General features: G+C 40.1%; 16 protein-coding genes and 1 pseudogene. 12 read left to right on the top strand and 5 right to left on the bottom strand.

What is annotated here, in order from left to right; genetic code table 11:
- Window positions 1-65: 65 nt before the first annotated feature.
- On the bottom strand, window positions 66-728 hold the full coding sequence (locus FM107_RS17985; RefSeq protein ID WP_086949869.1) for a hypothetical protein: 663 nt from the start codon (window positions 726-728) through the stop codon (window positions 66-68).
- Window positions 729-1,463: 735 nt separating this feature from the next.
- Between FM107_RS17985 and FM107_RS17980 the strand changes: the two genes are divergently transcribed.
- From FM107_RS17980 to FM107_RS17955, 6 genes are all read left to right on the top strand, one after another.
- Entirely contained in the window at window positions 1,464-2,366 is a 903-nt protein-coding gene (locus tag FM107_RS17980; RefSeq protein WP_086949868.1) for a hypothetical protein, read from the top strand.
- Between the two features lie 164 nt (window positions 2,367-2,530).
- Window positions 2,531-2,728, top strand: a complete 198-nt coding sequence (locus tag FM107_RS17975; RefSeq protein WP_086949867.1) for a hypothetical protein — start codon at window positions 2,531-2,533, stop codon at window positions 2,726-2,728.
- Between the two features lie 425 nt (window positions 2,729-3,153).
- The gene (locus FM107_RS17970) at window positions 3,154-4,182 is read left to right on the top strand and encodes a helix-turn-helix domain-containing protein (protein WP_086949866.1); all 1,029 of its coding nucleotides are present in this window, start codon (window positions 3,154-3,156) and stop codon (window positions 4,180-4,182) included.
- 98 nt (window positions 4,183-4,280) lie between these two features.
- Window positions 4,281-5,297, top strand: a complete 1,017-nt coding sequence (locus FM107_RS17965; protein WP_143559533.1) for a helix-turn-helix domain-containing protein — start codon at window positions 4,281-4,283, stop codon at window positions 5,295-5,297.
- Window positions 5,298-5,529: 232 nt separating this feature from the next.
- The gene (locus tag FM107_RS17960) at window positions 5,530-6,006 is read left to right on the top strand and encodes a MauE/DoxX family redox-associated membrane protein (RefSeq protein WP_086949864.1); all 477 of its coding nucleotides are present in this window, start codon (window positions 5,530-5,532) and stop codon (window positions 6,004-6,006) included.
- Window positions 6,007-6,036: 30 nt separating this feature from the next.
- On the top strand, window positions 6,037-6,363 hold the full coding sequence (locus FM107_RS17955) for a hypothetical protein (protein ID WP_086949863.1): 327 nt from the start codon (window positions 6,037-6,039) through the stop codon (window positions 6,361-6,363).
- Between the two features lie 220 nt (window positions 6,364-6,583).
- Here the strand turns inward: FM107_RS17955 and FM107_RS17950 are convergent, their stop codons facing one another.
- From FM107_RS17950 to FM107_RS17940, 3 genes are read right to left on the bottom strand one after another with little or no spacing between them, the layout of a single operon-like run.
- A complete protein-coding gene (locus tag FM107_RS17950) occupies window positions 6,584-7,948 on the bottom strand; it encodes a RagB/SusD family nutrient uptake outer membrane protein (RefSeq protein ID WP_086949862.1) in 1,365 nt (454 codons plus the stop codon).
- A gap of 15 nt (window positions 7,949-7,963) precedes the next feature.
- The gene (locus FM107_RS17945; protein WP_086949861.1) at window positions 7,964-11,179 is read right to left on the bottom strand and encodes a SusC/RagA family TonB-linked outer membrane protein; all 3,216 of its coding nucleotides are present in this window, start codon (window positions 11,177-11,179) and stop codon (window positions 7,964-7,966) included.
- Window positions 11,176-12,597, bottom strand: coding sequence for a thioredoxin domain-containing protein (locus tag FM107_RS17940; RefSeq protein ID WP_086949860.1), 1,422 nt, complete (start codon window positions 12,595-12,597; stop codon window positions 11,176-11,178). Before FM107_RS17940 ends, FM107_RS17945 begins: the two co-directional genes overlap by 4 nt.
- 564 nt (window positions 12,598-13,161) lie before the next feature.
- On the opposite strand from FM107_RS17940, the gene FM107_RS17935 reads away from it, so the two are divergent.
- The 5 genes and pseudogenes from FM107_RS17935 to FM107_RS20115 all read left to right on the top strand — a co-directional run bounded on the left by FM107_RS17935 (window position 13,162) and on the right by FM107_RS20115 (window position 18,366).
- Window positions 13,162-13,677 carry a hypothetical protein gene (locus tag FM107_RS17935; protein ID WP_086949859.1) on the top strand — a complete coding sequence of 172 codons (516 nt, stop codon included), beginning with the start codon at window positions 13,162-13,164 and terminating at the stop codon, window positions 13,675-13,677.
- A gap of 742 nt (window positions 13,678-14,419) precedes the next feature.
- Window positions 14,420-16,780 carry an outer membrane beta-barrel family protein gene (locus tag FM107_RS17930; protein WP_086949858.1) on the top strand — a complete coding sequence of 787 codons (2,361 nt, stop codon included), beginning with the start codon at window positions 14,420-14,422 and terminating at the stop codon, window positions 16,778-16,780.
- A gap of 226 nt (window positions 16,781-17,006) precedes the next feature.
- A complete protein-coding gene (locus FM107_RS17925; RefSeq protein ID WP_373408004.1) occupies window positions 17,007-17,597 on the top strand; it encodes a hypothetical protein in 591 nt (196 codons plus the stop codon).
- A gap of 12 nt (window positions 17,598-17,609) precedes the next feature.
- Entirely contained in the window at window positions 17,610-17,765 is a 156-nt protein-coding gene (locus FM107_RS19815; RefSeq protein ID WP_218779043.1) for a hypothetical protein, read from the top strand.
- 88 nt (window positions 17,766-17,853) lie between these two features.
- Window positions 17,854-18,366 (top strand): annotated as a pseudogene (locus FM107_RS20115) (ATP-binding protein).
- 684 nt (window positions 18,367-19,050) lie between these two features.
- Here FM107_RS20115 and FM107_RS17915 read toward each other — a convergent pair.
- Window positions 19,051-19,389 (bottom strand): hypothetical protein, encoded by a 339-nt coding sequence (locus tag FM107_RS17915; RefSeq protein WP_143559532.1) that lies wholly within the window; start codon window positions 19,387-19,389, stop codon window positions 19,051-19,053.
- A 723-nt stretch (window positions 19,390-20,112) separates the two neighbouring features.
- Between FM107_RS17915 and FM107_RS17910 the strand changes: the two genes are divergently transcribed.
- Entirely contained in the window at window positions 20,113-21,216 is a 1,104-nt protein-coding gene (locus FM107_RS17910; protein WP_086949855.1) for a glycosyltransferase, read from the top strand.
- Window positions 21,217-21,223 lie beyond the last annotated feature (7 nt).

Here is a 21,223-nt window from a genome sequence, read left to right as displayed (position 1 = left end):
ATTAGGACTGCAAGGTAACGGATACAAATAGCGACGCACACATAATTCCCTAGCTCGAAACCGGTTTAAAATCGGTCCCATGTTTTTTCTTCTACCCTGAAGTGTTCGTTAAAATAACGTAATACCCCTCTCCATTTCCCATTTAAAGTAATTATTTCACCAGTAGTTTTATTTCGGAATACCAATTCAAAAGAGCAAACCATATTATGTTGATCAATTGATTTTTTAACTATTAATTTTGAATTTGCAGGCACTTTCAAATCCAAGGTGAATGAGTTGTTGTAATTATACGGTTCTTTCACTAGGGTATCACTTAATGAAAATCGTTCCGAGTAAAAACTAAAGGTTCCATCAGGATAGTATACGCCTGGAACATTAACCTCAAATTGAGCTATATCTAAATCATGAGGCAACTCATCCCCGGTCTTATCCAATTGAAAAACGGAAGTTTTGACAAGATCATTAAATGTTTCAACCTGCTGTACTGTTTTAAGTGTATTTGAGGAGTTATTAAACTCTTCAGCATCAAAATTAACTTTTACCGTATCTATTTTATCACTGTCAGAGAGAAAATACACTAAACTCTCAATTTCGTATTCATTAGCAAGCGTGTCATCTTCACCAACGTTAGGTACTACAGATCCTTTAGAGCAGCTCGTAAAGAATACAAACGATGCCCCGACAAAACAGAGCAATGTTTTGTAATTAAATGGAGATTTCAAGATCATAATTGATTAAATAATTTACAACGCAAATTTAATAATAATTAATTTATGCAATGCTATTCCTCCACGGAATGTTAAACGTTCTTTGATAAATTCACCACTAAATAAAGCATCCAAAGCCTGCAGTGTAATAAAATCTTGTTCTACCTGATAGATTTCCTACCAGGGGGCCGCATTCCGTCCGCAATACGAAAGTTATAATAACCGAAGTGATAGAAACGGTAAGTAAACGGCCTTATTATGCAAAACAACATAGCGTTAATGAAAAATTAGCCGCAGTCATAGATACCACATTTATAAGAACCTTTTGACCTATTTTTTGAACCTCTTTAACTATGTAAAAATTGGGCTTTCTACCTTCTATTGGCTTTTTTTTAAATGTTTTTCTTCAAAATTCGATAACGGTTGCTTTTTTTGAACCTTATCGAGCATCATAATTTCTTCCAAAGTCCAATCTCATCTGGAGCCAAAAAAAACACATAATCAATATCCAATTTCTTTTTCGAGCGTGACATCTATACGCTTTCGTTGGATAAATGGTAATTAGGAAGCGGGAAAAACCTTGCGTGTTGGAAATTAAAAATCTTCTTTTATTCCTCAACGGATTATGCAATTCACATAATTACCAGTAGATTACAATTGGGAAGAAGCTGAGGTACATTCGGTTATACGAGCTTTAGTGAACTACGAACCGACAAGTACCGATTCTTTAATAATGCACTGACTAAATTTTAGACTATGGACGATAAATACTTCAAGCTCAGAAAAACATGGAGACCACGAAAAAACAGATTTGATCTAGGACCGTCATTCAACTTGAACCTTATTCACATTTCGGGGTATTTTGTGATGCGGATTTTTGGTCTACCAGAGCAGGAATACTTACCTTTCTACCGTTACCATCTGAAATATTTTCTCGCAAACCACGTAGATGGCAGCGAGCGGTTGTTTCTCACAAAGGTTCTGGAAATTGTTGGCAAAGATGTGAACTCAAGGGAAACAGTGGATTATTATAACACGACGTCTAAAACCAGGATATATAAACTGTCCCGATTCCGGAATGTCCTCAAAGAGGTAGATAAATGGGATCTATCACTAACAAACGACGAACGGATGAGACAGTCCATCTCCTATGTGCAGGAAATAATGAATTGGCAGAATGTTAACGACACAAAAACTGTATTAAAAAAATTACTTTTTGACGAAGTCGGTTCCGATGAGTTTTTTATAGAGCACAAAAGAATCATTGAGCAGAAAAACAGACTGGAATCTCTTTTAGAGACGGAGAGATTAGCCGTAAAGGACCTACAGGACCGACTGAAAAATATTGCTCCAGATAACAGAATTACGATTTTGAACGGCGACCAAAAACTACTGATCGACCTTTTCATGCAATTAAGAGGTCTCCGTGCTCCTGGAACAGACAGAGATTTCCTTTCGGCAAAGCCCGAGCTATGGGCAAGATTGATCCATAACTATTTCACGCTCTCTCAAGGGGACGGCCAAGAGAATTGCCGCCAGCTGCTAAGCTACGATACCATACTGGAGTATTTTAAGGATAACCTGGGCAAAGAGATGCTCAAATCGAAAAACAGACGCAGATATTTCAACATTAAAGAATCTGATAGGATATATAATTAAAAATTAAACCTATGTTTTTCAGGTTTTTACCTGAAAAAATTCCCCTAAAAATTAATTTTTAGGGGAATTTTTATTTGTAAACTCATCAATTTTACGATGTTAATTCACTCGACGATCGTAGGTACGATTTTCGAAAATCTGAAATTGATAAACATCAGCGAAGTATGATTTTACTTAACCAAAATGCCTTTAAAGAAAGCTTCAACACGGCCGCAAGGGAAGAACGGAAGCACATTGAAATGCCGGCGTTCCGCTTTAGCAGTCTCCATATCGAAGTATTTATGGGTGAATATGAAATGCGCTGGCAAAAAAGGGGTGAAAAGTATTGGTACTACCAGCATTGTATAGTCATAGTTGAATAATAGCCCGGTAGAAACCATAGAGCCCTGAGCAGTCTTTTCATGCTCCACCATGTCCGCATGTGTTTATCCTGTTGAAAGTACTCCGATGACTGACATATAAAGTTTCTGGATTCCCATTATGTCTTTCATTATATGAAGTTTGTTTTCAGCCTGAGAGCTAGCGGGACGGGGCCCCCAGTCGAACCATATGATTCTGTGTTTTGTGATCAACTGCCCTATAAACTTAACTTATTGATACAAATTGAAACAGATTCAAAAAAAATCAAAATATTTTAATTTTTTTTTTGCCCAATGTCACCCTATTCAAGGACCATTAAACTCGGAATATTAGTTACACAGATAAAATTTCATCTATATGATGTCACCCTTGTCACTCGACAGCGATACTTATAACGTCGATCTTTACTATTAAACAAATTAATATTATGAAAAAGAGCATTTACATCAATTTAGAAAGCGTCTTCGGACGCCCGCTTTCCAAAAGCAAAAACGCAAGCCTAGATGTTTCCCTGCGGATGGAGTTGTCCGACCGGCAAATGTGGAAGAATGGCGAAAACAGCTGTACAGAGCAAGAGTTCGATGGTCGTTACGGCTACCTTCATCTCACGGAGTTTTCCTTAGCGGATCAAAGAGAAATCCCAATGAAAGCAGTATTCAACGATATTCACATGATATATGCATTGCATTGTGATAGCAGCTTTGAGCTCAGTTATGGCGGTGAAACCTACATTTTTGAAAATTCCTTAAGCCGTATTTTGTATATACCCAAAGGAGAATATAAGCTTCGTTTACCGAAAGGACAAACGAATATCCTCATCATCTATTTTAATCGAAAGACTATCAGCCCTAAATATGAGCCTCACTTTGGCTTTATGTCGCAAATATTTGATGCTCACGATCAAAAATCCCCTAATGTACATATCAGCAATCTTTTCCCCATCGATCATAGGATCAGATGTACTATTGAATATTTTTGTCAAAACTTAATTGACGGTCAAACTAATGAGGCTTTTATCATCAGTATGACAACTGAATTGATCAGTTTGGGGCGACAAATATCTATTATTGGCGATTTGTCGTACATCTCTGATCATAGCGTCGGGTTAATACGCACGGAAACTTACGGGTTTGTAGTCGCTCGAACCGAAGTTGTATCATACACGAATGTCGCCAAAAAATTTGGTTTAGAGTACAGCATGTTAAATCATTTCCATCTTCTGTACTTTGGAATAACATTTCGCGAGTACTACAATTCTGTCAAGCTACAAACTGCTGTGTATCTCCTTTTAGGAGATCTCACCATAAAGGAGGTCGCATATAATCTAGGTTACAATACTCAAAATTCATTTGGTAAGTTTTTCAAACGTATGACTGGCGAAACACCTAGCGATTGGATAAAATTACAAAAAGTGGAAGAAAAGCTACCCTTAATGGAGCGAATACGGCATAATTAACACGGATTAAAGGCACCGTAAATCGTAAAGAAATGAAATCGTGCAAAACACCTACAGTAACAAGTAAAGATACCTTGGCATTAAGCATTTGACTAACGGTGAGACGAAGTATATTTTTAAAATTAGAACCTACTTTTGGTCCCAAAGTGTCCCGCGCACAATTCGGATCACTCTCACCGTCCCCCTGCTTTAACGATGGCACTACCAGTTATCGTAGCACGAACGGAAATACCTGCATTGAGCAAGAGTTTAAAGGGCGATTAGCGTATTTGCATCAGTTCGACCTCGTGTTACAACAGCCATCCGCAATAGAAATTCAAACCAAACAAAAAGATGTGTATGTGATATATCCATTACTAGTAGAAAAACAGGGCTGCATCTCGACTATTAACCACAAATCGATCGCTGTACTGGACAATCGTCGCGCATTTTACCTTTATCTGCCTTCTGACACGTACCTTTTAAAATTAAAAAAAGGTAAATATCAATTTTTCGGGTTTTACTTCGACGTCGGGATTTTCGACGACGGCGCCGACAACAATTTTGCTTTTTTAAAGGAATTATTATATGCCTATCGCCAAAATGCGTCTGCTGCACATAAGAGCATGCAATTCAAAATCGGACATTTAACGACTCATTATATCAACCGATTGTGTGCAAATATAAAAACCGGAGACATCGATCGACAAGTTTCGTTGTTGATGGAAATTAAAAATTTAATTAAACTTTCACTCACCAAAATCGAAATAGCGAATGGACAAAGTGATTATATGGATCTATATTTACTAAAAACAAAGGAACTTATAGAATTGGGCGTTGAAAAATCAGGCATGCTGTTTAGCTTAAATTCTCTGACTGACACCATTCCTATGAGTCTAAGCTACCTAAATAGGATTTTCAAACAGAAAACCGGACAAACTATGGTATGGTATAAAAAATTCTGCATAATAGAAAAGGCTAAAAAACAGCTCTATTCCGAGGCGCGAATAGGTGATATAAGTGAACTTTATTACTTTACTGATTCTCGAACATTTAGACGGTTATTCAAAAATTTCGTCGGAATAACGCCCGATGATTATCGGAAAAAAGTGAAAGACGTCAACAGGCCTCTTTAAACAAAACAAATAACTCGAGGCGCAGTCATCCATCAATACATTTACCTAATTGCATATAGGAAACTATTACCATATTTTATTCAGTGTCTCGAGTAGATACCAAATTTAACCGCCACTAGTCAAACCTTAACTGGGAATGTTGTCAGAAAATGTCCCCTATTTGGTCTAAAATTGTCCGCCGTCCGTTTATCATTCCCTCTAACTTTGTTATTGTAAACAAATACAAACAGATATGAAACGACACGTTCATTTACTTACCGCTTTTCAAATCATACTTTTAATTTTGTGGCTATTGTCTGGACTGGACAAAGTGTACCACTTTAACTCCTTTAAAGCCGCACTTTTGGCGCAACCGTTCCCAGACTTCGCAGCCATGATTCTCGCATATCTACTTCCCATATCCGAGCTTTTGACGGCATCACTACTGGCGTTCCAGCGCTATACATCAACTGCGTTACGCATTTCTACTATTCTTATGACGGCATATACAAATTACATAGGAATGGCTATTTTTCTGGGAGCAAACACTTATATCTGTAAATGCAATTTGCTTATCGAAAAACTGGATTGGAATATTCACCTATTGTTTAACATTCTTTTCTTGTTTATCAGCTTTAGTGCTGCTGTAATAAAACGATCACAACATCGAAGTGATGGCTCTGGACGAGCCACCGCTGAGGGCACGTCTGCCAAAAGACTATATAGTTAATAAAATTCTTTAAAAATTAAATTTAAAACAATGAGAAATTTAAAAATTTCACAACGCGTGATGATGTTCGCTTTGGCGCTTATTTTCACAGCCAGTTTTTCAGCCTACACATTCGCGCAACGGCCTGCCGAGGGTAACCTCGCCCTGGTATGGTTCCCTACAGATGAGGCCGGAAATATTGATAAGGATAACCCTATGTCGGCACCGCCAGCAGACTGTTCAACTGGAACCGCATATTGTGCTGTCTCATTTAATCAAGAGGATCTTACCTCTGAAGGGGATGCTCCAATAGATAATGCAAGTCAAGATCCCGATCAATTAATTCAGGAAACGACAAGAAAAGCATCTACAAACTAACCTTCGTCCATGCTACACTGTTATCGGACCCCCTAATAGTGGGGTCCGTTTTCTATCCTTACGGTGAAGTCGCTACCATTATCTTTGTTGCTGCCTTATAAGCGAGTACTAAAGTGCCGTAGTAAAACGTGATAAACACGCTTCTCATCTATCAGTTATCGAACAAGGTATCTGCAATTGGTTCGCCAAAAAAATTACGTTAAGAACGTAGGAGTTAAAATTATCTTTCGTTCTGAATCAGTTTTGCGTTAAGAGAAAGAACATTCGTCGGAATCTGAAAAACATACCTAGGATCATTTGCGGCGAGTGTGATGAGGTCACCCTTGATCTTTCTTTGTAGTATAATTTCGCTCCCCTCATTTTGGTTTAACCGGCGGATATCAAACCACCTTATTCCTCGGAATACTAACTGCTTCCTCCTCTCTTTCATAATAAAATCAAGAATATCGCCATCGTTGTCCCAAATAAGATCATATCCTTCCACGTACCTGCTAGATAGCCAATAATCTAGAGATTTTTTGATTATATCACGCTTACCGACTCTAAGCGCTGCTTCAAAGAAATTAAGATAGAGTTCGTCCATTCCAAGACCCGCAAAAAACTGAAGCGTCCCTGTATACATCCCTTTAAAAGTATGATAATCATCGATCTGTTTAAAAAACCGGTCTTTTCTCAAGTCTGCTTCATTATACATTTTATATAGTACGGTATCGACCCGTAAGCGACCCTCAGCAAGTACACCATTAGGAAGGTAGCTCATTGTTGTATGAAGTACAACCTCCAAATTTTCTGTTACAAATGGATAAGCTTCATCCGATGATAGATCGGCATAATTTAACAATCTGTCGTTTATGTTCAATCCCGACTCTGCATAAATTAATGCCTGGGCATATTCCGAGGTTATAAGACAGAGTCTTGAAAGCAAAATAAAGGACGCAAGGGCCGAGGGTCGAGTCTTCACGTTAGACGTCGGGGGCAAAAAGTCAATCGAGGAGGTAAGGTCGTCTTTTATCTGATGATATGTCTCATCTAATCCCATTCTTTCATGCAGCATATTTATGTCCGCCTCCAAAGGAAGAGGCAAACCCAATACTCCTGAATTCCCGGAGGGGGCATACGGGATACAGAAAAGCTGTGAAAGTTGAAACATGCCCCACGAGCGCCAAAAAAGCGCCTGCCCATAACATGATCTCCAGGCCGCTACGTCTTTCTTTGCCTCCATTTTGTTCAAACCTTCCAGCACCACATTCGCATAGAAAATCTTCTGATAATTATTAGCCCAGTCATTAAAGTTCGTATTGGAATATGTTTCTACCAATTCTTTATCCCAGACATACCCACGTCGCTGACTTTCGGTCGCTGACTCCAATTGGTCGTCTTGACAGAAATAATCATCGCTAGATACTTCTCCCAAGTAACCATCACTCATATTAAAGATCGTCGTATTGTCCAGTAGCGCCTGAAAATCCTCAATGGTTGAAGGCACGATCAATTTCTGATCTTTTTTTACGTCCAGCCACTGCTCGCTACATCCGAACGACAGGCCAACCAGGCACATCGCGTATTTTAATATTCTTGCTTTCATCGTTTCTATTTTTTGTTAGTAATCAATCCGAAGGCCGGCACTCCACGAACGGCCTGGCAGCAAAGTTGCTTGTGAAAGATCCGGATCAATCCCGTGTTTGTTTGCCCTCCACAGAATACCCAAGTTATTTCCATAGATAAATACGGTAGCTCTTACCCCTTTCCCAAAACTGTGGTTCTGTGGCAACTGATAAGCTAGCCGTACATCTCGCAGTCGGATGTGTGCACCGTTCTCCATTACTGCTGCCGAAGAGGCGTAGACAAAATCGCGTCCTCCCAAGTTTGTTTGGGTGATCAGCGCTCGGGAAGGTACATCGGTGCGTTCCTCATCACCAGGCCGCTGCCACCGATTCTCATAATCTTTGTTCATCTTATTCATACTGTACAAGGTATTATAGTTAACAGTACTGCGCATGAAATAATAACCTGCTTTCCAGACAATATTAAAACTTGCGTTAAAATTTTTCCACGAAAATGTATTGCGTAATGATCCGTAATATCGAGGGACTTGGATCTTCTGGTGCTGCAATTGCTCTACTGAAAGCTGCGCTATATAAGCTGTATAATCTTGACTCTTCTGTTCATTCAACATAACCAACGGGTTGCCGGTTGCTTCGTCTAGCCCGTGCCAAGGCAACGTGTAAAGAGCATCCAATGACACTCCCTCTTTGACGATCGCTCCGGAATATGCATTTCCCACCCGGGTCCTTAAAGTCTCGCCGCTCAGAGCATCAAACTCATAGCGAGTAACTTTGTTTCCCGTGGATCCTATTATTTTGTCGATGCGCCATTCAAACGACCGCCGCAGAGGAGTAATCGACAGCTGCAGATCAAGGCCACGCGTATCCATCGCGCCATAGTTGACTAAATTCTTCTTCTGATCAATGACAACAAAACCATTGGTGGGATCGGTTTCAAGCTGGCCCAGCAAATCTGTTGCTCTTTTACGGTATACATCGACACTACCCTGAAGACGGTTGTCAAATAATGAAAAATCGACGCCCAGGTTCCACACGCCTACACGCTCCCACCGGAGCTGCGGATTACCCGGATTTCTAATTTCTGCATACCGCAACCCTGTGCTGTAGTTCGTAGAATAATATGCCGTCATTACTGCGCTGGCTCCTGTGTTCACATTCCCGTTGTAGCCATATGTCAACCTCAATTTCAGCATATCGAGCCACGGCCTTTGGAACGCTTTCATCGAACTTAAAAACACCGCTGTTCCCACTGACCACAGTGGGGTACCCTTTTGGTTTGCCTTTACTCCGAAAAGATTGGACGCGTCCCACCTCAAGCTACCGGTCAGCGTATATCTAGAGGAAAAGGAAAGACCAATATTCCCATAATAGGAAACATTGCGGTCTATCAGCCGCGTTAGAGACGCTAATGGTGTTGGCAGTCGTGCTGTTCCGCTGGGCTTAACCGGAAAACGCGTCACATAATCCAGTTGGTTGTTATTTGTCAGTAGATTCCTATCGTAATCAAAATACTGTGCAATAGAACCTTCCTGTATCAACTCCCGCCTTTCATATCCTGCCAAAGCATCAACATCCAGCAGCTCCCCAACCGATTTACGGTAGTTTAGCTGCGCCCTAATGTCATACCCTTTTTCATCCGTACCGTCCAGCCGCAATATGCCGTTGTCCGGAAATTTACTAACACCATCACTCTGCATGTATCTGTTTACCAAATTTCGAACGTAGTAAGAATCTGAAAAATATTCCATCGTCGTTTCTCCGCGTCGGGTCTGGTATCGGTACATCCCTTGCAGAGACAAACCGTCGAGGATATCTACCTCCAGTCCGGAATTGAGTATCAACCTGTTGGTAACACCGTTAGAGCTGTACCTGTCCATTTCCTCCAATGGCCTGTAAAGCCAGTCCACTCCGCTCTGCGCCATAGATTCCTCTTTAAAGTTCTGCCGATAGCCAGTATATATCGAACCGGCACGACCGTCCTGACCCATCAATTCATTATATGGATAACTGGATATTCCTGAAAAAAGACCTTTATCCTTTTCTTCTCCGCGCATCCAGTTGATGTCCGATTTCAACCGGAGCCACGGAAGCACATGGAAGGTATTACGCGTTGTCAGTGTGAATCGCCCTGAACTTTGGGATACCTGATTATTGAGATCGTTATTGTAACCCACAGAAACGTAGTAATCGGCTCTGGCGGGACTGCCAGATATCGACACGTGATGCTGTTGCGCCGAACCAGTACGCGTAAGATAACGGTCAATACCCCTTCTGACATCGAGCCCTGACATGCGTTTCAGTTCATCGTCGACCTGCTGCTCAAGACTGGAGTTGTCGCGCATTTTTATTAGTAGCTCCACTGCGGGGGAAAGCACAGGCTGGGCCGAAGAGTTTTCTTGCGCGTCAAAATAGCCTTGGCCGAACAACCATCGCTCTAGCTCAATGTAGTCTGCCGAACTGATGAAGTCCCGACTATAATACTGATCAGGTCTCTCCGTCCATTCGGTGCTCCCGCTATAGTTTATCTTCATATCCCCACTAGCTGCACCTGACTTTGTAGTTATGACAATCACGCCATTTGCCGCCCTTGCACCCCATATAGATGCTGCTGAGGCATCCCGAAGTACGGTCACACTTTTAATATCGTTGGGATTGATGGATTCAATATCACCTTCATAGGGGAAATTATCCAGAACAATCAAAGGACTCGAAGAACTGTTGATTGTGTTTATCCCGCGTACCCGCAGCGAGGTTCCACTATTTCCATTTGAAGGGTTACTGCTACGCTTGTCAAACTGAAGGCCAGGTGTCACATCCTCTAGGCGCGAAATGATATCCGCGCTCACTGAACGTTCAATAAGCGACTGATCAATGTAGGAAAATGAGCCTGCGGATCTCTCTTTAGAAATTTTCTGGTAGCCCGTGCTAACCTCGACAGCCTCCAATATGTGCGAATCTGGGATAAGAAGGAATAATGTGTCACTGGTCGTTATCCTCGACTGCTGTTCCTGGTACCCCATTGCGCTGATCTTTACGATTTGCCCTTTTGTCATCTCTTGGAGCATGAACTCCCCCTGTTCATTACTTGCAGATAGGAAAGCCCCCATACTGTCGCGAACAGTAGCCCCTATTATCGCGAAGCGTGTTTGGCTGTCCACTACTCGTGCCATGTAGCGCTGCTGAGCTAGCACATTATTTCTCTGGCAGCATAGGCAGAGTAGAAACAGTATTCCCGATAATACATTTTTCATAAATTCGCATTTTTTGGTTTAATAATTAGCATCTCTATTTCTGTCTGTTTATTTTCTACCACGACGCCAACCATCCTTAACTTCTTAATGATTTCCGCTTCGCTGGCGTCTTTTAGATCTGGCAGCCACATTTTCGCGTTTCCAGTTGAAAATTTCGTTAGAAGTGGCAGATCGGCGCGTGACAGCTTTGGTCGCCAGGTGGATAGAAATGCTGTAAGAGACATCCACCGGAAGCCAGTGGTAACACTACCACTAGTAAGCTGTGCCTGACATATCCGGTAATCGGCGGCGGGCCGTATAACATATGCGCTAGCTTTTCTTTTCACTAGACCAAATGTAACCCCTCGGCTGCGCTCAAAAAATAGCCGCAGCTCCTCCCCCAATGCCAGACGAATTGCAGGCCGCGATATTTTCACGTTTGGCAGTGTAGTCTCGAGCTTAAAACAGAATGTGTTCCGCCCTAACCACTCTTGCCATGCTACATCTTCCTCATACTTTCCTGTAAACTGGCCGTGGCGCTCAAGTTCTATGCGCACGCTGTCCGCTACTTCCCATCTTAGCCGATACGGCAGATCATATTCCGGTATACGTTCCATATACACCTGACCTAGCATATTCACAAAGGACAAGTTATAGCTGCTAATGCCGGCAGGCTGCCAGATAGTACCGCCAATATTTGACTTCTGCCTCGACCCGATTTCAAAGCGGTACAAAAAATTGTTCGTATCTACCGGGTCATAGGTATTAAACTCCACATTTGCGTCCTGCAGCATGGCTACCTCTTCATCTTTTAGCAATGCTTCTATTGTGGCAAGTTTTGAATATTGCCCCCCCGTACTGCTCATCACCTTACCGTCTTTTATCCAAACCACAAAAGGCATGCTCTGATGAGGGAAATATTTCTTTAATATTGTATCTCCGTACACAGAAGGCATAATCCAGTTCTTCTCATTTAAGAGCTGTTGTACCTTCTCTTTACTTTCGTAAGTTACCGGCAAAAATAGAACATCATCAGGCAGGCGTTTATAAAAGCTATTTACCTCATTAAGGGAAGATAGGCACGGCCCACACCAGGTCGCCCAGAAATCCAGGATAATCAGTTTATTATCCTTGTAGTCACCCAGCATAATATGCTCTTTTCCTTCCTGACGGTTTACAATCTGTAGCGGAAGGTTCCAGAGGCGTTCAGGTAAATAACTTCCTGTTTGCACAGGACTAATCGTCGTCGGCCCATCGGCCCCGCTGTCCTGACGGGGCTCCTGAGCAAACACTAGATTACTAAACAATAACGAAAAAGATAAAATCAAGCTGAAAAGCGTTCTGCTTTGGTTATATTTTGATTTAAAAATGGTATTAATTATTTGGGGAATAAAGCCTCGCAAAAGTGCGTAGTTCTCCCATCTGCGTAATTTTCGCATTCTTTTAAGGTTACGCGACCACGGTAAAATTGAATTCGAAAACTGTTGATACAGTCTTCGAAGCTCGGTCGGTTACCGCGACGCTGTTAGTAAATAAATTGGGATGGAATGCGGGTTATTTCTTGGTATTCATATGTCGGTTCAAACGGTATCGTGTCAACGCATCCAATGATTAACGTGGGGCCAGATTATACTGGCGCCGAGATAAGATTCTTGTAAAGTTGTTTTTTATATTTCATAACTCGTTATGGATAAAAACGAGTCCTGCTAATTAGGCCACATGATACATGTGGGGCTACAAACCGTGGCTACTTTTCAGTTCTCAGGCCTTACGTAACACGGCTTTACAGTAGCCCCACATCTATCTTATATGCAAATATAGCATAAAAGTATAGATATGGATACTTAACTACTGCCCTGCGTTACGGCCTGAGAAAAATGTAGCCGCAAGACTCTTTATTAAATACTCACATTTACTATTATAAAATCAAAGGTACATAATAAATAACAAAAAAAGAATAAAATGTCACTTTTTGTTATCATGACCTGAAAGACTTTTGTGACATGAAGAATCTTAACCGCCTCACAGTTACACAAAATATTTTAAAGCTTATCGACCAATCAGGAATCACCGATGTTGAATTTGCAAATCTATTGGAAAAGTCAGTAAGAACGATTAAGCGAATAAGAGAACAGCAGTCTTTATTTACCGTCGATGACATAAATAAGTCCGCCTCGTTTTTTCAAATTGATATTCGTAAAATGAATAATAGTAAAATAAAATTTGAAGACAACTTTCGTCATAATCTATTAGCGAAACATAAACATCACACCGCTTATAGTCCACTTTTAGAAAAGAAGCCTAGTATTAGTTACGCCATACGATACTATCTTTTGAAAGAGCAGAAATTTAAAATTGGACTTACGGTCCATGAGATCAAAGAATATTTTTCGGTATTGAAATGGGATTACTCTAGTTCATATATTTCAACTGCTATGGTGCGAAATAATGATCTGATAGAAATTTCACAAACCAAAATTGTTAATGGAAAAAAAATAAATGTGTACAGAAAAAAATGAGCAAATTTCCTATTCCTGTAACTCCTACCTTTATACTCGTAGACAATTACAGATCGTTTTGGCTTTTCTTCAATTTTCATGCCCCCCCCTTCAGAGCGAATCATAGGTTATAAACACAATACGCAGCATAGATATTACACCTATAATAAACAAAACGGTACAGCATATTTTCATCATTAAATCTATGCACATTAGGAGATCGAGAATCAATTACACAGGCGTCTGGATGTAGGATTCGTCCAAAACTATCACACCACAAGTCATCGAAGAGTCCTTTAGAATTTTTCGGTTGTAAGGAAACTGGCGTTAAATATACTCAAAGCCGATCGATCCAATAATCCAGCTTCAGGGATAAATAAAAAAAAGCAGAATGGAATAATGCAGACCCATTGAAGTTAATTGTCAATGTAAATTTATAGTACGTCGACCCTTAGACAATTTCGAATATTAATCTATATGTTTAAAATTAATTACTATATTTACTTCTTACCTGAATAAAAATTCAACTGATTGATAAACCGGGTAAGATAAAGAATCGTCGATTTATTCGTAGATCGTTCGAAAATGTAAACCGCATCGCAATCGTTGGTATCATTCGCAAAAGTGATTGTTAATGACGATAGACATCGCACAAAGTTAACATGGAAATCCGTTCAGACGGTGGATATAGAAATATGCCGAAATCATCGCCCTGACGTGACAGATCGCATAAATTTAAACCCTCGATTAATTATAAGCTCATATGACCCGTACGCAGATTAATGTATTACTTACAATTTCTTTTTCTTTCTTTTATTCCTTTGCTACTGCGCAAGAAAGAACGATCCTAGTAAAGGGAATACTCGTGGATTCGCTAACAAACCAGCTTATTCCAGACGCTACCGTGACTTTACGGCACATCGACCAATCCCCACAAACGATGAGTTCGAATAGCGGCACTTTTCTACTTGAAACCGATCAAAAAGTGAGAGTTCTAGAAATAACTCACGTAAATTACCATTCCAAAAGAGTCCACATTTCAGACACCGTGTCAGATCACATCGACCTTGGCCTAATTTTACTAAACTCAAAAGCCAACACAATTTCGACGGTCGAAATAACCGGCGTACCCCCAACGATTGAAAGAAAAATTGACCGGATCACCTATAATGTACAAAGCGACCCGGATAAAGACGTTTACAACGCTTTAAATATGTTGCAAAAAGTACCTTTGATAAGCGTCGACGGACAAGACAATCTCGCACTGAAAGGAAAATCAAATTTCAAATTATTGATCAATGGAAAACCCTCCGCATTATTTTCGGGAAACCCAAGCATAGCTTTAAAAGCGATGCCCTCCAAAGATATCCAACGCATAGAAGTTATAACATCGCCACCCGCAAAATATGATGCAGAAGGGATCGCGGGACTCATCAATATTGTGACAAAAAAGGAGATGGACAACGGATACGATATTTATGTTGGCGCATCGTACATGCATCCTCTTGGTCCCCTAGCTAGTCTCTCTGCGAACGCAAAAAAGGATAGACTTCAATTTAGCCTAATGACCTCAGGCTCTATGCAGAAAACGCCATCCACTTCTACCGCAAACAATATCTATTTTCATGACGGCCAAACAGTCGAACAACAGGGACAGCAAAAATTTGAAGGTAACACCGGATTAATTCGCGGGGAAGTCCTATTTGATATAGATTCCTTAAATATGTTGTCGTTAGCTGGCAGCTGGAATGGCTACAATTATGACATGACGTCCGAAATTCTAAATCACCAGTCTAGTACGCCTGAAGATTATACCATACACCAAAACGGCAGCCCCTATTGGAATACCACAGACCTGGACTTTAATTATCAACGAGGTTTTAAAAACAACGCAAAAGAGTATTTAAACTTCTCCTACAAGTATTTAACATCAAGAAATGCAGTACGTGACAATCTACATTACACGGGAATTAACTGGGACGCGAATGAACAAAACAATGACTTCGGATATACAGAAAATTCGCTTCAGATAGATTATGAAAATCAATCTGGAAATTTATTGCTCGAGTCTGGCGGTAAGTTCGTGTCCCGAAACAGCACCAGTAAGTACGAGTACGGCGTTGCGAACGGAACATTGAATAGCGATGAATTTAATTTTAATTACGACGTATTTAACCTATATCAAACCATCGGGTACGAACAAGGAAACTGGTCGTACAAAGGAGGTCTGAGAATGGATCTGATGACATTCCCAGACAATCACAGTACACAAGAGCATAAATTTAATTTACTCCCCTCGCTTGCTATTCAACGGAAAATAGGTGCACATCACAGCATTAATGGCTCGTATAACGAACGTATTACAAGGCCGAACATATCACAGATGAGTCCCTTTAGCGATAGATCAAATCCGAACTTTGTATCAGTAGGTAACCCATTGCTGAGCCCAACGAAAGGACACAATTACAACCTTTCTTATAGTTATATAAATAAGCTATCCGTGATAACCGATTTCGGTTATTATTACACGAATAACGCCATAGAACAAGTTTTCAACGCTCAGGGTGACTCCTTAATCAATATATCGTACGCTAATATTGGTAGAGAGAACAGCTATGACGCAAACCTAAATTTAGGATATACTCTCAAAAACATTCGAATGAGCCTCAACGGTAGCTTATCTTACGTCGAACTAGAGGGGCTCTATAAAGATGTTAAATTGAAAAATGAGGGCTTAGAAAGAAATATGTCTTTCAATATGTCTATCCCCATTTCAAGCTCTTTTAGGTCGAACGTATCCATAAGACATACCGGGCCTAATGTGTTCCTTCAAGGTAAATCTAATTCCTTTACGGGGTATTCGATCAGTTTTACAAAACAACTACTCAAGAAAAAGATGTCAATTTTTGCCTCAGTGAACAATCCTTTTAAAACATACTATACGCGTATAAACGACTATTCCGTACCTGAATTTGATTCGCATACTTTTGTTCAGCAAAACTATAGATCTTTTGTATTTAGTATAAGCTACAGCTTCGGGAGTACTGACTTAAAAACTAAAAAAATTAAGAAAAAGGTCGAAAATAATGACCAAAATTCCTTTGAAATCAACCCATTAAAATAATAAATTGTCACTTAGCATTTACAAATTGAACGCTCTATGTGCCCCTTCTTATGTAAAGTTTTACATAAGAAGGCCATGTTGAACGAAACGTTGAATACATACGTCACAAATCTTTTGGCGTAAAAAGTAAATTTTCAAGTCTTGAGGAGGCTCAAGGATGGTTGCAGTCCACTTTGAAAAGGCTTATCGCAAAGAAGCAACAAACCAGAGGACTCTCAGCTAATGAATTACTTGCAAAAGAGCAACCTGCGCTATACCTCCCTTTAAACTAACCTGTGCCGAGCAAATACAGCTCATAGTGGATAAATACTCAACCATTAGTTACCGTACCAACCGGTACTCAGTTCCCGATCGTTTAGTAGGCAAATTTATTCATGTCAAGATACTCAGCAGGCGAATACAGATCTTTGAACTCAATGACATAGTGGCCTCACACGAACGAAGCTATAAAACTCATCAATGGGTAATTTGCATAGAGCATTACCTGAGAACCTTTAAACAGAAACCGGGAGCTTTGTCAGGAAGTGTTGCGCTTGCCAGTAGTGTTTACTTGAAACAATTATTCCTGACCCATTTTGAAAATGAAGCACGAGACTTTATTGACTTGTTAGATTATTGCCATAAAAACCAGATTAATAATGAGCAGTTGGAAGCAGTAGTGAATCGATTGAATGCATCAGGAGTTCGACAGCTATCCACAGAGATGATCATTGTACTCTTAGGGAATCAATCCATTCCAACCCCACCCATTCCTTTTGATCACATTGCTCATTTATCTAAGAAACAATTATCGGAGCAAACATCATTACTAAATTAAACCCCTTATAACATGGATACTAAAAGAAATGAAACCATCATTCAATACAGCAAAGAATTACGACTTCCTGCTTTCAGGCGTGATTTTAAGGAACTTTGCCAGGAGGCAACCAAGCAGCAAATGGAATATGAGGTATTCCTGCTGCAGCTGATGGAACGAGAATATTAACACAGAGCCAAGACGAGAAAGAAATCGTAAATAAGACAAGCGTGCTTTCTTTCAAAAATGTATTTGAATAAGCTAAAAACGAGATCAATTGCCTAAGGATACCCTAGAGAAACTTCCGATATTGGAAAAGCTCGACTTTATTAAAAGTGGGCAAAACATTGTTCTAGCAGGAAATCCGGGAACTGGTAAAACACATATCGCGGTAGACCTCGGGGTAAAGACTTGTCTACAAGGGCATAAGGTGTTGTTTACTACTGTCCATCGCTTGTTGACGCAGTTGCGTGAATCCATTCTGAACGTACCCTTCGACAAGCTAAGCTCCGGTTTGAGAACTATGACCTAATCATCTGTGATGAATTCGGATTTGTCTCGTGATAAAATGAGAGCAGAACTGTTATTCAATCACCTTTCATTAAGAACAGGCAGAAAATAAACAATCATAACGACAAACCTGGGGTTTGATCGGTGGGAAGAAATATTTGGTGATCCTGTATTAACAGCAGCCTTGGTAGATAGGCTCACCCATAAAGCATATTTACTGAATATGAACGGAAAGTCATTTCGATTGAAAGAAACAAAACTAATGAATCAAAAAAAATGAAAATGAAAAATTGCGAGAACATTCGATGAAGATGATACTCTTAATTGAAAACTCTCAATTAGTCACTAAGTTTTCTTTTTTTGTGAAAAATGGTATACTTTTAAAATGAAAAAGTGGTATACTTTTCAATTGAAATATACAGTATTTTTTAGACTATTCGAGCTTTGGCAATGTAGAGCCATTTGATTATTCTCTATTTGTTCAGTTTCGAAAACCGTTTGGCAAAGGTGGGTTCGTGAAGATAAATAATCTCATCGTTTTTCTAAATTCTGAACATCGAGAGTAGGTTCTATCGGGAATTTGGAATGGTAAAAACAATCCTGAGGATCCACCGCATCATCGGGCTAGCTCAACGTTGATGTGACTCCTTGCCCTCACGACATCACCTATCCTACGGACATCGGCATACAGCATAAATGACAGAATTGTCAATATTCATCAGCCTCACGTTCGTCCTATCGTTACAGGAAAGTCTACGGAAAAAGTGGAGTTTGGCACGAAAATTAACCTAAAGTTAGTTTCTGGATTTGCATTACTGGATAATCTCGAATGGGACGCATATAATGAGGCTGCATGCATACCGACGAGCGCACAAAATGCCGGAGTAGCTTCGGAAATTCTCTACAAACGGTATTGCCCAACAAGATCGATTGCAACCGCTAGAACAGAAGGTTTCTGAAAGAACTAGGAATAGCTGCATGCAAAACCCTTAGAAAGCACAAGTATCACAAAATCGTGTAAGTCCTGGGGAACAACCCAACAGAGAATAAATTTGGTCTGGGAAAGACTGCATACGGGCCCAAGCGTATCATTGCCAACTGCCATTAGACGCATCAAACAACGTCTCCATTTTACATAGATCCCATCATCTTCAATCATCCAAAGATACGCGCGTATCAACACAACACCCTTGCGCACGTTCACCAGAAAAAACCGATCAATTAGCCCGCGCAACGCCATATTCAGTTCGCTTTCTACATTGAGTACACAATGGAATCCGGAATGGTGGATCTTCAGAAGCATACTTTCTCGCTTTTACCCGTGGATGTTTCCTAATAGACCATATGCCACCAACCTCACACACTGAAGCTTAAGACAACTTCTTTTTTTACCAGTTATTCTACATTGAAGCTTGCCGATCTGTTCGTGTACACAGGATTCCTCCGCATGTTGAACCTTCACATTAACAGATTTCTCAAAATACAACCGACTGTCTTCTTCTAGGAAATGCCTCTTTCATGTTTCGATCAGTGTGGGAAGGACTTCGAAAGGACAGCCAATTCCGTAACAGTTCATGGGGCCTTTAGAGCCGCGAACGTTAATCCAGCCCTAAACTCAGCACTGGATCCCTTTCTACTTACCATTTACATTGTAGATAAATCTCCGGTTAAGATCTTAAGTTTAATCTTTAGCCTTAATATTGGCGAATACTCAATACGCTCACTATGACAACTTGTCGCTGTTGTTATAAAGTCGGTGATTATCTCCATACCAAAGTTCGACCTACCAAAATAACTAAATACAAACAAAAGTGTCGACTTTAATGTTGAAATATGGAATCGGGGATATCGCTGAGTGTCCACCAACAAGAATCAACATTCTAATTATCAACATAATAAAATTAATTCATCATATCTCACAACAAATCACAAAAAATAGCGTTATATATTAGTAATCGTTCCTCATTAACGAATATAATTAGAATCTTCAAGGGCGATCTTTGATATCTTCTTAAAATTATAAACCATGATAAACAATATAAAGTTGACCCTATGCACAACAATTATGGATAGGTTAGATTTTCTAAAAATGACGCTTCCTCAAAACATTATAGATAACATTGATTGTATAAATCAATTGGAATTTCTTATTCTCGATTATAGTTCTGGCGACGGTTTAAAGGAATGGCTATATTCAAATTATGATGACATGTTGTCGAATAGATCTATGAGTTACTACCGAATTGAAGGTAAAGCCTCATATAATCATAGCCATTCGAAAAATCAAGCATTTAAACTTGCGAAAGGTGAGCTTGTTTGCAATATTGACGCTGACAACTTTACCGGACCACGGTTTGCCGAATACCTGATTGACCAGTTCGATACAAACGCAAACATATTTCTATCGACAACGTCACGCACATTCTATTCGCCCAATACAAAAGACTGGATTACTGGAAACAGCGACTTTTTAGGTAAAATAGCTGTCCGTAAGTGCGACTTTTTCCGCGTACGCGGATATGATGAAGGCTTTACCGGATATAGTTTTGAGGATGCAGATTTGATAAACCGACTGGAAATGTTGGGTTTAAGAAGAATTGTAATAGATGGTCATCAATTTAGAAATGCCATACCACACGAAGATTCTTTGCGAAAAACAGATCAAATCAAATCTGACGTTTACATCAAGCAAAAGACATTTTACGAGACCTACTATCTTATACTACGTGGTGATAATTCGCTCGCCTCGGCGACAATGTTCAGCACGGCAACGCTAGATGCGACAAACAAATCGAGGCTGACAACCCCTATAGAAGCACAATTCGAATACGATGTTCGCGACGAGTCAGTTTGCACGGGATTTTGGCAGGAAATTGATGACATAACACTATTCGTAAACAAACCGAGCTCGCTGAACCAAACGTATTTAAAAACGCCCTTCGGATTAGCGTCGCCTAATTTGCTTCGGCCGACCGAATTTCTACACCATATCAAGAACGAAAAGTTGGCAAAAGAGATCATCATGTTTCATGAGGCCATCACGAATCGTCGAAAGATGATGCAAAATTATCATTTCAGTACGATTCAAGTGAATACAAAAGATTGGTTATCTGACATTGCTATTCATTAACACACAC

This window comes from Sphingobacterium sp. JB170 (genome assembly GCF_900163865.1).
Taxonomy (GTDB): Bacteria; Bacteroidota; Bacteroidia; order Sphingobacteriales; family Sphingobacteriaceae; genus Sphingobacterium.
The sequence above is the reverse complement of the archived record's forward strand: the minus strand, read 5'-3'. Positions and strand labels throughout refer to the sequence as shown.